The organism is Pseudomonas sp. W2Aug9, from assembly GCF_023127755.1.
Lineage (GTDB): Bacteria > Pseudomonadota > Gammaproteobacteria > Pseudomonadales > Pseudomonadaceae > Aquipseudomonas > Aquipseudomonas synxantha_A.
In genome coordinates this window covers 172037-187241 of record NZ_SPKL01000020.1, presented here as the reverse complement: position 1 = coordinate 187241, position 15205 = coordinate 172037, and the positions used below count along the sequence as shown (strand labels likewise).

Here is a 15205-nt window from a genome sequence, read left to right as displayed (position 1 = left end):
CGGCTGCCCACCCTTCGCAGAGAAACACCGGATGTTCGCTCCTGCCAACCAAAGTGCATTTACCCTGGCCCTGGATGGGGCGCCCAGTGACCTCAAGGTGTATGAGTTCAGTGGCTCCGAGGCCATCAGCCAGCCTTACCGTTTCGAACTTGAGCTGGTCAGCGAGCAGCCGGATATCGACCTGGAGAGCTTGCTGCATCGTCAGGTATACCTGGGTTTCGATGACCGCGGCCATGGTGTGCATGGCCTGGTGTACCGGGTCGCCCAAGGCGATTCCGGACGGCGCCTGACACGCTACCAGCTCAGCCTGGCGCCGCACCTGGCGTATCTGGCGCACAGCAGTCATCAGCGGATTTTCCAGCATCAGACGGTGCCGCAGATCGTTGCGCAGGTGTTGGCGGGGCAGGGCATCCACAGTGACAGCTTTGAGTTCCGGCTGAGCGGTCAATACCCTGAGCGTGAGTATTGCGTGCAATTCGGTGAGACGGATCTGGCGTTCATCCAACGCCTGTGTGCCGAAGTCGGCATTCACTATCACTTTCAGCATTGCCCCGATGCTCATTTGCTGGTGTTTGGCGATGACCAGACGGTATTTGCCCAGGTCGATCAGCCCACGCCGTACCGGCCTGGGTCGGGCATGGTTGCCCAGGCGCCGGCGATCAAGCGTTTCACACTGCAATTGGCAGCCCGCACCACGGCGGTCAATCTGCGCGATTACGATTTTTGCAAACCGCACCTCGAGCTGCAAAGCACGGCGGCCGACGCGCAGTTGCCCAAGCTTGAGGCGCAGCAGTTCCCCGGCTATTTTTCCGACCGGGCCCATGGCAAATACCTCGCCCAGCGTAGCCTGGAGCGGCACCGCAGCGACTACCGCATCGCCCAGGGGCAAAGCGACGAGCCGGCCTTGGCCGGCGGCAGGTTCCTGCAATTGAGGGAGCACCCGCGCGAGGAGTGGAATGACTTATGGTTGGTCACCCAAGTCACCCACGAAGGCAAACAGCCCCAGGTGCTGGAGGAAGCGGTCACCGAGGTGGTTGGCGGGGCGTTTCGTCAGGGGTATGGCAACACCTTTGTTGCCACGCCGTGGGATGCAATCTTTCGCCCGCCCTTGCCTGAGCAGCCGCGCCCGACGATATCGGGTTACCAAAGCGCAGTGGTCACTGGCCCGGTTGGCAGTGAGATCCATTGCGACGAATACGGACGGGTAAAGGTGCAGATGGCGTGGGATCGCATCGGCGAGCACAACGATCATTCCAGTTGCTGGCTGCGGGTGGCCAGCGGCTGGGCCCATGACCGCTATGGTGTGGTGCTGATCCCCAGGGTCGGCATGGAGGTGTTGGTGGGCTTCGTCAATGGTGATTTGGACATGCCGCTGGTGGTGGGCTGCCTGCCCAATGCCGCCAGGCCAATGCCCCTCGACCTGCCGGCGGACAAGACCCGCAGTATCCTGCGTAGCCAGAGCAGCCCGGGCGGTGGAGGCTACAACGAACTGCGCATCGAAGACCGTAAGGGGGCCGAGGAAATCTACCTGCGCGCCCAGCGGGACTGGACCCAGCATGTGCTCAATGACCAACAGGTGCAGGTCGATAACCAGCGTCGTGTGCGGGTGGGCGGCGAGTCGCACCATGAGTTGCAAGGTGAAGAGCGGCGCATCACCCATGGCAACCGCCTCACTGAACTCAAGCAGGATGATCATCTGGCGGTCGGCGGTTCGCAGTACATGCGTGCCGGGCAGACCATTCAATTGGGCGCTGGGCAAAGCATCGTCATTGATGCGGGGGCCAGCGTGACGATTCAAGCGGGCGGGCAGTCGATCACGCTGTCGGCGGGCGGGATATTCAGCAGTGTGCCAATCCAGCCAGGCGGCGCGCCTGTTCCGGCGGCGCCGCCGTTAATGCCGGGGGTGAAGGAAACATTGTTGGCCGTTATTCCCGCGCCGCTAAGCCCTGCGCAAGTGGCCAGCCTCAAGCGCAGTGCGCCGTTTTGCGAAGAGTGTGAGCGCTGCAAAAACGGGCAGTGCGATATCAGCGCCCACGCACGGAGTTTCCCCTGATGGCCTCACCCTTGACGCCCCGCGCCTGGCTGGCCCAAAAACCGTTGCAGCCTGATGAGCAGCTATACGTCGTCATGGGCAACACCAGCGAGGCCAAGCCGTTTGCAGCCTGGCAAACCATAGCGGTCGCACCACCGCCGCAACCGGTGTGGGCGGGCACGCCCTATGCCGATTGGAATGAGGTGATGCCTTATGTTGGCGTTGTCGAGCCTGGCAGTGCTTTTCTCGACTGGGTAGCCACCACCCAGGCCTTGGACTGGGGCTGGCTGGCGGTGTCTTCGTGCCCGTTGGAGGTTGTGATCGATCACTTGAAGGGTTTGACCCAGGTGTACCTGCCTGAAGATCAGCCGGTATTTTTGCGCTTCTGGGATGGCGCGCAGTTTTTGCCGATGTTGCAGCAGTTGGGTGACGATGCCGCCACTGTGCTGCCCGTATTCCAGCGTTACTTAATCAATGGACAGTCGTTGGCAGTCTCGCCCCGCCAGGTGGCTGCGGCCAAACCCAGCCCTTGGTGGCGAGTGCCGGCGCCATTGTTGGCAAGCCTGGCGCAACACTCGCCCCAGGTGCTGATCGACAACCTGTTGCAATGGCTCCAGGAGCAGCGTCCCGACTTATACACTGCGTTTACACCCACGATCCTGCAGCACAAGGTCGCCTACTTCGCACGCAGGCCGGATATCAGCCATGCCGAGGTGGCGGACTACCTTGGCGTACAACTGAGTTAAACCCATGAGGCTCGCGTGATATCCGTACCGCCCGCCATGCGGCCCTGCACCTTTGCACCGGTAGAAGGTAAACTTCGCCCCCTGCGCAGGAGCAACCATGAATTATCGTCACGCCTTTCACGCCGGCAACCATGCCGATGTCTTCAAACACCTGACCTTGACCCGCCTCATCGCCCTGATGTCGCGCAAGGAGCAGCCGTTCGCCTACCTCGACACCCATGCCGGCATTGGCCTGTACGACTTGCAGGGCGACCAGGCCAACCGCACCGGTGAATACCTGGAAGGCATCGCTCGCCTGTGGGGCGCAAGTGACCTGCCGCCGCTCACCGCGGACTACATGCGCGTGCTGCACGAGATGAACCCGGACGGCCAGTTGCGCTACTACCCAGGCTCGCCGGAGCTGGCGCGACGCCTCACGCGTCCCCAGGACCGTGTGCTGCTCAACGAGAAGCATCCGGAAGATGGCGTGCTGCTCAAGGACAATATGAAGGGTGATCGCCGGGTCAAAGTGCACCTGGGCGAAGGCTGGCATGTGCCGCGTGCCCTGTTGCCGGTGCCGGAAAAACGCGCGTTGATGCTGATCGACCCGCCGTTCGAGAAGCTCGACGAAATGCAGCGTTGTGCGGCGTCCCTCAAGGAAGCCGTCAGCCGCATGCGCCAGACGGTCGCGGCGATCTGGTACCCGGTGAAGGACCAGCGCATGTTGCGCCGCTTCTACCAGGACCTGGCCGGTACCGGTGCGCCGAAGTTGCTGCGGGTGGAACTGCTGGTGCATCCACTGGACACGCCCAACACCCTGACCGGCTCGGGCCTGGCGATTGCCAACCCGCCGTGGGGTCTGGAAGAGGAGTTGCGTGAGTTGCTGCCGTGGCTGTCCAAGAAACTTGGGCAGACCCAGGGTGGGTGGCAGATGGATTGGCTTATCGCTGAATAGTCAGCGCTCAGGCCACACACAAAACTAAATGTGGGAGGGGGCTTGCTCCCGATTGCTGAGTGTCAGTCAGTACTTCTGTAACTGACACACCGCAATCGGGAGCAAGCCCCCTCCCACATTTGGTTCTATGTTGACCTTAGATCGGGCAGGTCACGCCTGTGCCGCCGATCCCGCAATACCCCTGCGGATTCTTCGCCAGGTACTGCTGGTGATACGCCTCGGCGAAGTAAACCGTCGGGGCTTCTTCGATTTCCGTGGTGATCTCACCTACACCGGCCTTGGTCAGCTCTTGCTGATAAGCCTCGGCACTGGCTTTGGCCGCCGCCAATTGTTCAGGCGTGGTGGCATAAATCACCGAGCGGTACTGGCTGCCAATATCGTTGCCCTGGCGCATGCCCTGGGTCGGGTTGTGCAATTCCCAGAACATCTTCAGCAAGTCTTCGTACTTGAGCTTGGCCTGGTCATACACCACCAGTACCACTTCGCTATGGCCGGTCAGGCCTGAGCAGACTTCTTCGTAGGTCGGGTTCGGCGTGTAGCCGCCGGCGTAGCCGACCACCGTGCTGACCACGCCGTCGCGTTCCCAGAATTTACGTTCAGCGCCCCAGAAACAACCCAGGCCGAAGATCGCAAAACCGACGTCATCAATAAACGGACCCAGCAGCGGGTTGCCGTTGACGAAGTGCGTTTCCGGCAGCTTCATCGGGGTTTCACGGCCAGGCAAAGCTTGTTCTTGAGTAGGCAGCACGTTTTTGTTCACCAGAATTTCCGAGCGCAAGACCATGATCAGTCCTCTCGTCAGGTTGAGTAACAGTAAATTGTCAGACAGTCAGTGTGCCCGAGTGTTACAGCGCTGTCAGGCGATTGGCCCGCGCGGGTAGCGTTTAAGCATCGTCAGCAGCTCTGCACCGGGGATCGGTCGGTCGAACAGGTAGCCCTGGCCGACATCGCAGCGGTGTCTGCGCAGGAACGCCAACTGTTCGGCTGTCTCGATGCCTTCGGCCACCACCTTGAGCTTGAGGTTGTGAGCCATGGCGATCACTGCCGAGGTTATTTCCATGTCGTCCTGGTTATCCGGGATCTCGTGGATAAAGCTGCGATCAATCTTAATGATGTCGATGGGGAATTTTTTCAAGTAGCTCAGCGACGAGTAACCGGTGCCGAAATCGTCCATGGCCAGGGTCAGGCCAAAGCTTTTCAACTGGTCCAGTTGCAGGCGCGTGTCTTCGGTGGCTTCCAGCAGCAAACCCTCGGTCAGCTCCAGCTCCAGCAGGTTGGCCGGTAGCTGTTCTTCCTTGAGGATGGTGGCAATCGAGGTCACCAGGTCCGGATCGGAAAATTGCTTGGGCGACAGGTTGATCGCCACCTGCAAATTGCCCATGCCGGCGGCGCTCAACTGCCTGCTCATGCGGCACGCCTGGCGGGCGATCCATTTGCCGATCGGAATGATCAACCCGGTCTCTTCGGCCACGCTGATGAACTGGTCGGGGCGGATCATGCCCTTTTCCGGGTGGTTCCAGCGCAACAGGGCTTCCATGCCCAGCAGACGGCCGCTGCGCAGGCACAGTTTGGGCTGGTAGAACACGTCCAGCTCGTTCTGGGTCAGGGCGCGACGCAGGTTGTTTTCCACGAACAGCTTGTAGCTGGCTTCGGCATTCAACGCTTCGGTAAACACTTGCACCTGGTGTTTGCCGTTGGCCTTGGCCTTGTGCAGCGCCAGCCCTGCGTTACGCATCAGGGTCTGCGGGTCGCGGCCATGCAGCGGCGCGCAGGCCAGGCCCACGGAGCCGGTGACGCTGATCAACTGGTTGTCGACGAACATCGGCTTGTCGAGCGTGGCCAGCAACTGGCTGGCGACCTGCTGGCCGGTCTCCAGGTCGGAATCATCCAACAGCACTGCGAACTCGTTACTGGCAAAGCGTGCCAGGCTGCCACCGCTGCTCAAGCTATTGCGCAAACGGCGGGCCAGGCTGATCAGCAACTTGTCGCCGGTCTGGTGGCCGAGGCTGTCGTTGATGCGCTTGAAGTTGTCGATGTCCACCAGCAGCAGGCTGATCGGGCTGTCGCTGTCGCGGGCAAAGCGTTCGTCGAGGTTACGGATGAACGCCGGTCGGTTGCCCAGGTTGGTCAGGTTGTCGGTGTAGGCCAGGCGCTCGATGCGCTGTTGCGCCAGCTTGGTCTGGGTGATGTCTTCGTAGATGCCGATGTAGTGGGTCAGCTCGCGGTTATCGCCATACACCTTGGAAATCGACAACTGGCCCCAGTAGGGCTCCAGGTTCTTGCGCCGGCTTTTGAACTCGCCTTGCCAGCTGTTGCTTTTGGCCAGGGCCGACGGCGCGTCGAACAGCAACTCACTGAGATTTTCCAGGGCCGGCAGTTGCGCCAGGCGATGGCCGTGGACTTCTTCCGCGCTGTATTGGGTAATTGCGGTGAAGCTGGGGTTGACGTACTCCACCACGCCGTCGCAATTGACCAGCAGAAAGGCATTGGCGCTTTGTTCCACAGCACGCTGGAACAGGTGCAGGGCGCTGGTGGCGGTACGGCGGTTGTGGTTGTTGATGACTTGCGCGAACTGGTCTGCCAGCTCGCCGGCAAACGCGATTTCATCGGACTGCCAGGCACGTGAACTGCCGCTTTGTTCCAGGCACAGCACGCCGACGACCTGGCCGTCGACACGAATACTGGCGTCGAGCATCGCGTGGATATCGTTGGCGCGCAGGCTTTCGGCCATTTCCCGGGTGCGCGGGTCACGTTGGGCATGGGTGGCGTCGATGGCGCGGCTGGAGTGCAGGGCTTCCAGATAATCCGGGAAACCGCTGGCGTCGATGGCTTGGGGCAGGCGGTGCTGTTGGTCGGCGCGGTGGTACGCCGAGATAGGCACCAGATGTTGGCCTTCGAGGTGCCAGATGCTGGCGCAGTCGATCTGGTAAATGTCGCACGCGCTACGGGTGATCAGCTCAGCGGCTTCTTGCAGCGAATTGGGCGTGGTGTAGCGCTGTCGGGCCAGCAGCAGGATCAGCTCCTGCTGGGCGCGCACCCGTTCCAGGTGTTGCAACTGTTCCTGCTGCGCACGCTGGTTGAGCTCCAGGGCGATCTGCAGGCGGCTGTTCTGGTTTTCCAGGTCAGCGGTCGGGGCGGGCGCGGTGGTATCGCTGAACAGCCCGTCGACCACCATCAGGTAGCCGCGCAGCAGATGGCGGTTGTGTTGTTTGTAGGCCTCGCCCATTTCCAGCAGGCTCATCGGGCCGTCATGGGTGTGCAGGGTATAGCGCACCAGGTAATGGGGGCTGTGGGTCAGTTGCTGCTGGATTGCGTCGTGCAGCTGATAGCGGGCCTGGGGCTCCATCAGGCTGGCGTAGGGCGTGCCGATCAGCGCGCAGAGTTCCACAGCTGGCAGGCCGAACTGGCGCTCGCAATTGGGATCGAGGTACAGCAGGGCCCAGCTTGCCTCATTAAGCCGCTCGAAACGCAGCATACCGAGGCGCGAAGGCACCGGTAATTGCGTCACTACCTCGGCCGCCATACGGGCGACATCGGGTTGGCTTTTCATGGGGAAACTCGCTTGGGAAAATGCGCGTGGCGCCCGGCTCACGCCCTCTTTACTGTCGCCTGCGGCAAGGTTGCATCATGCGGCACGCACTGACAAGAGAGGATGAAGGCTAAGTGCTATAAGGCAGTTATCGGCCGTGCGGGGGATTTCTGCAATCGAAGTGACAGAAGGTGTACAAACCTGTTCTGTGCGTACACCGAGCGCACAAAAAAAGCCCCGCCAAGTGGCGGGGTTGAGGTACGAGCGTGGCGCTCGGAAATCGGTGCGGCAAGGGCCTTCCCCGTAAAGGGAAGGCTCTGCGGCTTACAGCAGGATGGTGCGGATGTCGTTCAGCAACTGGCTCAGGCGCTGGGTGAAGCGTGCAGCGGCGGCGCCGTTGATCACGCGGTGATCGTAGGACAGCGACAGTGGCAGCATCAGCTTGGGCTGGAACGCTTTACCGTCCCACACAGGCTGGATGGTGGCCTTGGAAACACCCAGGATCGCCACTTCCGGCGCGTTGACGATTGGCGTGAAGCCAGTGCCGCCAATGTGCCCGAGGCTGGAGATAGTGAAGCAGGCGCCCTGCATGTCATCCGGGGTGAGCTTCTTGTCGCGGGCCTTGGCAGCCAGCGCAGCCGCTTCGCCAGCGAGTTGCAGCAGGCTCTTCTGGTCGACGTTCTTGATGACCGGTACCAGCAGGCCATCCGGAGTGTCGACGGCAAAGCCGATGTTGACGTACTTCTTGCGAATGATCGCCTTGCCGCTTGGCGCCAGCGAGCTGTTGAAGTCCGGCAGTTCCTTGAGCAGGTGCGCGCAGGCCTTGAGCAGCAGTGGCAGCACGGTCAGCTTCACGCCGGCCTTCTCGGCCACGGCTTTCTGCGCAACGCGGAAAGCTTCCAGGTCGGTGATGTCGGCCTGGTCGAACTGAGTCACATGCGGGATGTTCAGCCAGCTGGCATGCAGGCCGGCCGCGCCGATTTGCATCAGGCGGGTCATCGGCACTTCTTCGGTTTCGCCGAAGCGGCTGAAATCCACGGTACGGATCGGCGGAATGCCCGAGCCGCCCGTCGCGCCGGCAGCCGGTGCTTCCTTGGCCTTTTGCATCATGGCTTTGACGTAAGCCTGCACGTCTTCCTTCAGCACACGACCGTGCGGGCCGCTGGCCGAGACGGCGCTCAGCTCGACGCCGAACTCGCGGGCCAACTGACGCACGGCAGGGCCGGCGTGCACCTTGGCACCGCTTGGCGCAGGTGCGGCAGCAGCAGGGGCCGGTGTGGCCTCGGCTTTTGCAGCAGGTGCCGGGGCAGCAGCGGCCGGAGCGGCTTCAGCCTTGGCAGTCGGAGCAGCCGCCGGTGCTGGAGCGGCGGCCGGGGCAGCGCCTTGTACTTTCAGCTTGAGGATGAAGTCACCGGTGCCGACTTCGTCTTCCAGCTTGACCGCGATGCTTTCCACTACGCCGGCAGCCGGCGAAGGGATTTCCATGGAGGCCTTGTCGGACTCCAGGGTGATCAGCGACTGATCGGCTTCGACGGTGTCGCCGACCTTGACCAGCAGCTCGATGATCTTAGCCTTGCCCGACGAGCCGATGTCCGGGACGTGAATGTCCTGGACGGTGGCGGCGGCAGGTGCAGCAGCCGGGGCCGCTGGGGCCTCGGCAGCAGGTTTTTCAGCGGCAGGCGCAGGTTCAGCAGCGGCAGCCGGAGCCGCCGCAGGGGCTGCATCAGCGGCGCCTTCGATTTCCAGCTCCAGCAGTTCGTCGCCTTCTTTCAGGCGGTCGCCCAGCTTGACCTTCAGGCTCTTGACCACGCCGGCCTTGGGAGCAGGGATTTCCATGCTCGCCTTGTCCGACTCCAGGGTCAGGATGCTCTGGTCGGCTTCGACGGTGTCGCCGACCTTCACAAACAGCTCGATTACTTCACCTTCACCGCTGCCGATGTCAGGTACGCGAATGAGTTCGCTCACAAAAAATCTCCTCAGCAGTCCAGTGGGTTGCGTTTTTCCGGGTTGATCCCGAACTTGACGATGGCGTCAGCCACCACCTTGGGTTCGATCTCACCACGGTCAGCCAAGGCTTCCAGGGCTGCCAACACCACGAAGTGACGGTCGACTTCGAAGAAGTGACGCAGCTTCTTGCGGCTGTCACTGCGGCCGAAACCATCGGTGCCCAGGACTTTGAATTCCTTGGACGGGACCCACTGGCGAATTTGTTCAGCAAACAGTTTCATGTAGTCGGTAGAGGCAATGACTGGACCTTTACGGCCGGCCAGGCACTCTTCGACGTAGCTCTTGGCTGGCTTCTGGCCAGGGTGCAGACGGTTGCTGCGCTCTACGGCCAGGCCGTCGCGACGCAGTTCGTTGAAGCTGGTCACGCTCCACACGTCGGCGCCGACGTTGAATTCGTCACGCAGGATCTTCGCCGCTTCACGCACTTCGCGCAGGATGGTGCCGGAGCCCATCAGCTGTACGTGGTGCGCCGCTTCCTTGGTGTCTTCTTCGAGCAGGTACATGCCCTTGATGATGCCTTCTTCCACACCGGCCGGCATGGCTGGCTGCTGGTAGGACTCGTTCATCACGGTGATGTAGTAGAAAACGTCCTGCTGCTCTTCGGTCATCTTCTTCATGCCGTCCTGGATGATCACCGCCAGCTCATAGCCGTAGGTTGGATCAAAGGTGCGGCAGTTCGGGATGGTGGCAGCCAGGATGTGGCTGTGACCGTCTTCGTGTTGCAGGCCTTCGCCGTTCAGCGTGGTGCGCCCGGCGGTACCGCCGATCAGGAAGCCACGGGTACGGCTGTCGCCTGCTGCCCAAGCCAGGTCGCCAATACGCTGGAAGCCGAACATCGAATAGAAGATGTAGAACGGCAGCATCGGCTGGTTGTGGCTGGAGTACGAAGTACCGGCAGCGATGAAGGAGCTCATGGCGCCCGCTTCGTTGATGCCTTCTTCGAGGATCTGGCCCTTCTTGTCTTCCTTGTAGAACATCACCTGGTCTTTATCGACTGGCTCGTAGAGCTGGCCGACGGAGGAGTAGATGCCCAACTGGCGGAACATGCCTTCCATACCAAAGGTACGGGCTTCGTCCGGGATGATCGGGACGATGCGCGGGCCGATGTCCTTGTCCTTGACCAATTGCGCGAGGATGCGCACGAAGGCCATGGTGGTGGAGATTTCACGGTCGCCCGAGCCGTCAAGGATGGCCTTGAGGGTGCTCAGGTCCGGCGTCGGTACGCTGAAGCTGTTGGCGCGGCGCTGTGGCACGAAGCCACCCAGTGCGCTGCGGCGCTCGCTCAGGTAGCGGGCCTCGGCGCTGTTTGGCTCTGGCTTGAAGAACGGCAGGTTCTCCAGCTCTTCGTCCTTGACCGGGATGTCGAAGCGGTCGCGGAACAACTTCAGGCTGTCGACATCGACTTTCTTGGTGTTGTGCGCGGTGTTCTTCGCTTCGCCGGCACCGGTGCCATAACCCTTGATGGTCTTGGCCAGGATGACGGTCGGTTGTTCTTTGTGGTTGACCGCTTCGTGGTACGCCGCGTAGACCTTGTACGGGTCGTGGCCGCCACGGTTGAGCTTCCAGATTTCGTCGTCGGACAGGTCGGCAACCATCGCCTTGAGTTCAGGCGTGTTGAAGAAGTGTTCGCGAACGAACGCGCCGTCTTTGGCCTTGTAGTTCTGGTACTCGCCGTCGATGACTTCGTCCATGCGACGTTGAAGGATGCCGTCGACGTCCTTGGCCAGCAGTGGGTCCCAGAAACGGCCCCAGATGACCTTGGTCACGTTCCACTGAGCACCACGGAACACGCCTTCGAGTTCCTGGATGATCTTGCCGTTGCCGCGAACCGGGCCGTCGAGGCGCTGCAGGTTGCAGTTGATGACGAAGATCAGGTTGTCGAGCTTCTCGCGGCCGGCCAGGGAAATGGCCCCCAGGGATTCCGGCTCGTCGCACTCGCCGTCGCCCAGGAAGCACCAGACTTTCTGCTTGCCTTCCGGGATGAAGCCACGGGCTTCCAGGTACTTCATGAAGCGTGCCTGGTAGATCGCCTGGATCGGGCCCAGACCCATGGAAACGGTCGGGAACTGCCAGAAATCAGGCATCAGCCAAGGGTGCGGGTAGGACGACAGGCCCTGACCGTCGACTTCCTGGCGGAAGTTGTTCATTTGTTCTTCGCTGATGCGACCTTCCATGAACGCACGGGCGTAGACGCCTGGCGAGGTGTGGCCCTGGAAGTAGATCAGGTCGCCGCCGTGTTCGTCGGTCGGGGCCTGGAAGAAGTAGTTGAAGCCGATGTCATACAGGGTGGCGCTGGAAGCGAAGCTGGAAATGTGACCGCCCAGGTCCGAATCTTTCAAGTTCGTGCGCATTACCATCGCCATGGCGTTCCAACGTACCAGCGAGCGAATGCGGCGTTCCATGAACAGGTCGCCAGGCATGCGTGCTTCGTGGGTAACGGGGATGGTGTTGCGGTATGGCGTAGTGATGGCGTAAGGCAGTTGCGAGCCGCTGCGGGTCGCGAGTTCGCCCATACGGGTCATCAGGTAGTGAGCACGGTCTTCGCCTTCTTTGTCGAGAACCGATTCCAGGGCGTCCAGCCATTCCTGGGTTTCGACGGGATCGAGGTCTTGCATGGCTTGCTCCAGGGCGGAAAGGCTACCAGAATCGGTTGCCTGAAGTTTGCGACTGGCCTTGTGGGCAGACGACATAAATTCTTGGATGGCCGAAGGTTGCTTCGGCGTCCTGTAGTTTTACTACAAATCGTCGGCCATTTCAGCCTTTCGAATGTATATACGAGTAGTAAAACTACACAAGACTGAGCGTATGGCTCGGTCTTGCTGGTGAGCATAATCGTTATTGTTGGTCTATTGCGAACAAGAAAAGGTGAAAGTTTGATGTTGTCTGCCAAGATTAATTTAATTTCAGCTATTTCTAACTTTTGTTCGACAGTCCTTCATCGAGCATGGCTCTTGCGTTCACAACTACACGCCAATTACACGCCGATCAAGGATAGACCATGAGCCTTCCAACGCTGGCCGAACTGCCGGCCATTCTCTTGCCTTATGCCCAGCGGGCCGAGCAGTCATTTCGTGACGCGGTGGCCGCGCTGGACGACGATCATGGCCTTTCTGCGTGGACGCCGCAACGGTGGGCCGACTTCGCCCGCGTGTGCGCTGCCAGTGATTTTGTCATTGAACAGAGTGTTCGTGACCCTTTGATGTTGCTCGAACTGGTGGCCTGGGGTGAGCTGGACCGCAGCTTTGCGCCCGGTGAGCTGTGCAGCCAGATTGCCGGCGCCGTGCAACAGGCCGAAACAGAAGATGAGTTGGGCCGCGTGCTGCGCCGCCAGCGCACGCGCCAGCAGGTGCGCATCATCTGGCGCGACCTGACGCGCCAGGCGGACCTGGTGCAAACCTGTCGCGACCTTTCCGACATGGCCGACGCCAGCATCGACCAGGCCTACCAATGGCTGTACCAGCGCCACTGCGCGCAGTTCGGCACGCCGACCGGGCGGCGCAGCGGTGAGGCGCAGCATATGGTCATCCTCGGCATGGGCAAGCTCGGTGCGGTGGAGCTGAATCTCTCGTCGGATATCGACCTGATTTTTGCCTACCCCGAAGGCGGCGAGACGGTGGGGGTAAAGCGCTCCCTGGACAATCAGGAATTCTTTATTCGTCTTGGTCAAAAATTGATCAAGGCCCTGGATCCTATGACGGTCGACGGTTTTGTCTTCCGTGTGGATATGCGCCTGCGTCCCTACGGCTCGGCCGGTGCGCTGGTGCTCAGCTTCAACGCGTTGGAGCAGTACTACCAGGATCAGGGCCGGGATTGGGAACGCTACGCCATGATCAAGGCGCGCGTAGTGGCCGGTGATCAAGTGGCCGGCGCGCAGTTGCTCGATATGCTGCGCCCGTTCGTCTACCGCCGCTACCTGGACTTTTCCGCCATCGAAGCGCTGCGCACCATGAAGCAGTTGATCCAGCAGGAAGTACGGCGCAAGGGTATGGCCGAGAACATCAAGCTGGGCTCAGGCGGCATTCGGGAGGTGGAGTTTATTGCCCAGGCGTTCCAGCTGATTCATGGCGGCCGCGACCTCAGCCTGCAACAACGCCCACTGCTGAACGTGCTGGGTACGCTTGAGGGGCAGGGTTACCTGCCGGCTGCGGTGATCACCGAACTGCGCAATGGCTACGAATTCCTGCGCTACACCGAGCACGCCATCCAGGCGATTGCCGACCGCCAGACCCAAATGCTGCCGCACAATCCCGAAGATCAGGCGCGTATCGCCTTCATGCTGGGCTTCAGCGACTGGGCTGCGTTCCACGAACGCCTGATGTACTGGCGTGGCCGCGTGGACTGGCACTTTCGTCAAGTGATTGCCGACCCTGATGAAGAAGAAGGCGAAGAAAGTGAATTGGTCGTCGGTGGTGAGTGGTTGCCGCTGTGGGAGGAATCCCAGGATGACGACGCCGCGTGCCGTCAATTGGCCGAGGGCGGTTTCACCGATGCACCCAAAGCCCTCAAGGCCTTGGCCGGCCTGCGTGGCAGCCCGCAGTTGCGTGCCATGCAGCGGCTGGGGCGCGAGCGCCTGGATGCATTCATTCCGCGCCTGCTGGCCCAGGCGGTCGAGCACGCCAACCCGGACCTGGTGCTGGAGCGCGTGTTGCCGTTGGTGGAGGCCGTCGCCCGGCGTTCGGCCTATCTGGTGTTGCTCACCGAGAACCCGGATGCGCTGCGTCGCCTGCTGACCCTGTGCGCCGCCAGCCCGTGGATCGCCGAACAGATCACCCGTTTCCCGTTGTTGCTCGATGAGCTGCTCAACGAGGGCCGCCTGTTCAAGCCGCCGCTGGCGCCGGAGCTGGCTGCCGAGCTGCGCGAGCGCCTCACCCGCATTCCCGAGGACGACCTTGAACAGCAAATGGAGGCCCTGCGTCACTTTAAATTGGCGCACCGCCTGCGAGTCGCGGCCTCGGAAATCGCTGGCAGCCTGCCGCTGATGAAAGTCAGCGACTACCTCACCTGGCTGGCCGAAGCCATTCTTGAGCAAGTGCTGGCCCTGGCCTGGCGCCAGACTGTCGCCCGCCACGGCGCGCCGCAGCGCCTGGACGGTACCCTGTGCGATCCTGGGTTCATCATTGTCGGTTATGGGAAAGTCGGCGGCATCGAACTGGGGCATGGTTCGGATCTGGATCTGGTGTTTATCCACGATGGCGACCCCCAGGCCGAGACCGATGGCGCCAAGCCGATTGACGGCGCGCAGTTCTTCACGCGTCTGGGCCAGCGCATCATTCACCTGCTGACCACCCAGACCAACTCCGGCCAACTGTATGAAGTGGACATGCGCCTGCGACCTTCCGGCGCCTCCGGCTTGCTGGTGAGTTCCCTGGGCGCCTTCGATCGCTATCAACAAAATGAAGCCTGGACCTGGGAACATCAGGCGCTCATCCGCGCACGGGTGCTGGTGGGCAGCCAGGATGTGGGCCATGCATTCGAGCAGGTACGTGCCAACGTATTGGGGCGTGAACGGGACTTGGCGAAGCTGCGCCAGGAGGTCAGCGAGATGCGCACCAAGATGCGCGATAACCTGGGTACCAAGGCCACGGCGGCCGGCAGGGGCGCCAATGCCTTCGAGGCCACGGCGGTGTTCGACCTCAAGCAGGACGCCGGAGGTATCGTCGATATTGAATTTATGGTGCAATACGCGGCTTTGGCGTGGTCTGCGCAACATCCATCGTTGCTGCGCTACACCGACAATATTCGCATTCTGGAGGGCCTTGAGCAGGTCGGGCTGATGCCCGCCGCCGATGCCCATTTGCTGCGTGAGGTATATAAGGCCTACCGCTCCGCCGCCCACCGCCAGGCCTTGCAGAACGAGGCCGGCACGGTCGCCGGGGACCAGTTTGCCGACGAACGGCGACAGGTGATGCGAATCTGGCAAGCGCTGGGCTTAAATTGAAACTCGACTGATTGGGCGA

Annotated in this window: 8 protein-coding genes; 4 read left to right on the top strand and 4 right to left on the bottom strand. The window is 61.4% G+C overall.

Annotated elements, in window-relative coordinates:
* Positions 1-31 precede the first annotated feature (31 nt).
* From tssI to rlmJ, 3 genes are all read left to right on the top strand, one after another.
* A complete protein-coding gene (tssI, locus tag E3O56_RS14505) occupies positions 32-2053 on the top strand; it encodes a type VI secretion system tip protein TssI/VgrG (protein ID WP_248089361.1) in 2022 nt (673 codons plus the stop codon).
* A complete protein-coding gene (locus E3O56_RS14500) occupies positions 2053-2778 on the top strand; it encodes a DUF4123 domain-containing protein (RefSeq protein WP_248128456.1) in 726 nt (241 codons plus the stop codon). Before tssI ends, E3O56_RS14500 begins: the two co-directional genes overlap by 1 nt.
* A gap of 97 nt (positions 2779-2875) precedes the next feature.
* The gene (gene rlmJ, locus E3O56_RS14495) at positions 2876-3712 is read left to right on the top strand and encodes a 23S rRNA (adenine(2030)-N(6))-methyltransferase RlmJ (RefSeq protein ID WP_005784124.1); all 837 of its coding nucleotides are present in this window, start codon (positions 2876-2878) and stop codon (positions 3710-3712) included.
* A 136-nt stretch (positions 3713-3848) separates the two neighbouring features.
* Here rlmJ and msrA read toward each other — a convergent pair whose 3' ends face one another.
* From msrA to aceE, 4 genes are all read right to left on the bottom strand, one after another.
* Positions 3849-4496, bottom strand: a complete 648-nt coding sequence (msrA, locus tag E3O56_RS14490) for a peptide-methionine (S)-S-oxide reductase MsrA (protein ID WP_248128455.1) — start codon at positions 4494-4496, stop codon at positions 3849-3851.
* 72 nt (positions 4497-4568) lie between these two features.
* Positions 4569-7262, bottom strand: a complete 2694-nt coding sequence (locus E3O56_RS14485) for a GGDEF and EAL domain-containing protein (protein WP_032878268.1) — start codon at positions 7260-7262, stop codon at positions 4569-4571.
* A gap of 303 nt (positions 7263-7565) precedes the next feature.
* Positions 7566-9206 carry a dihydrolipoyllysine-residue acetyltransferase gene (gene aceF, locus E3O56_RS14480; RefSeq protein ID WP_248128454.1) on the bottom strand — a complete coding sequence of 547 codons (1641 nt, stop codon included), beginning with the start codon at positions 9204-9206 and terminating at the stop codon, positions 7566-7568.
* A gap of 11 nt (positions 9207-9217) precedes the next feature.
* Positions 9218-11863: a pyruvate dehydrogenase (acetyl-transferring), homodimeric type gene (gene aceE / locus E3O56_RS14475; protein WP_003187985.1), complete on the bottom strand. Its 2646-nt coding sequence runs from the start codon at positions 11861-11863 to the stop codon at positions 9218-9220.
* A gap of 383 nt (positions 11864-12246) precedes the next feature.
* Here aceE and glnE point away from each other — a divergent pair, with 383 nt between their 5' ends.
* Entirely contained in the window at positions 12247-15186 is a 2940-nt protein-coding gene (gene glnE, locus E3O56_RS14470; RefSeq protein WP_078820123.1) for a bifunctional [glutamate--ammonia ligase]-adenylyl-L-tyrosine phosphorylase/[glutamate--ammonia-ligase] adenylyltransferase, read from the top strand.
* Positions 15187-15205 lie beyond the last annotated feature (19 nt).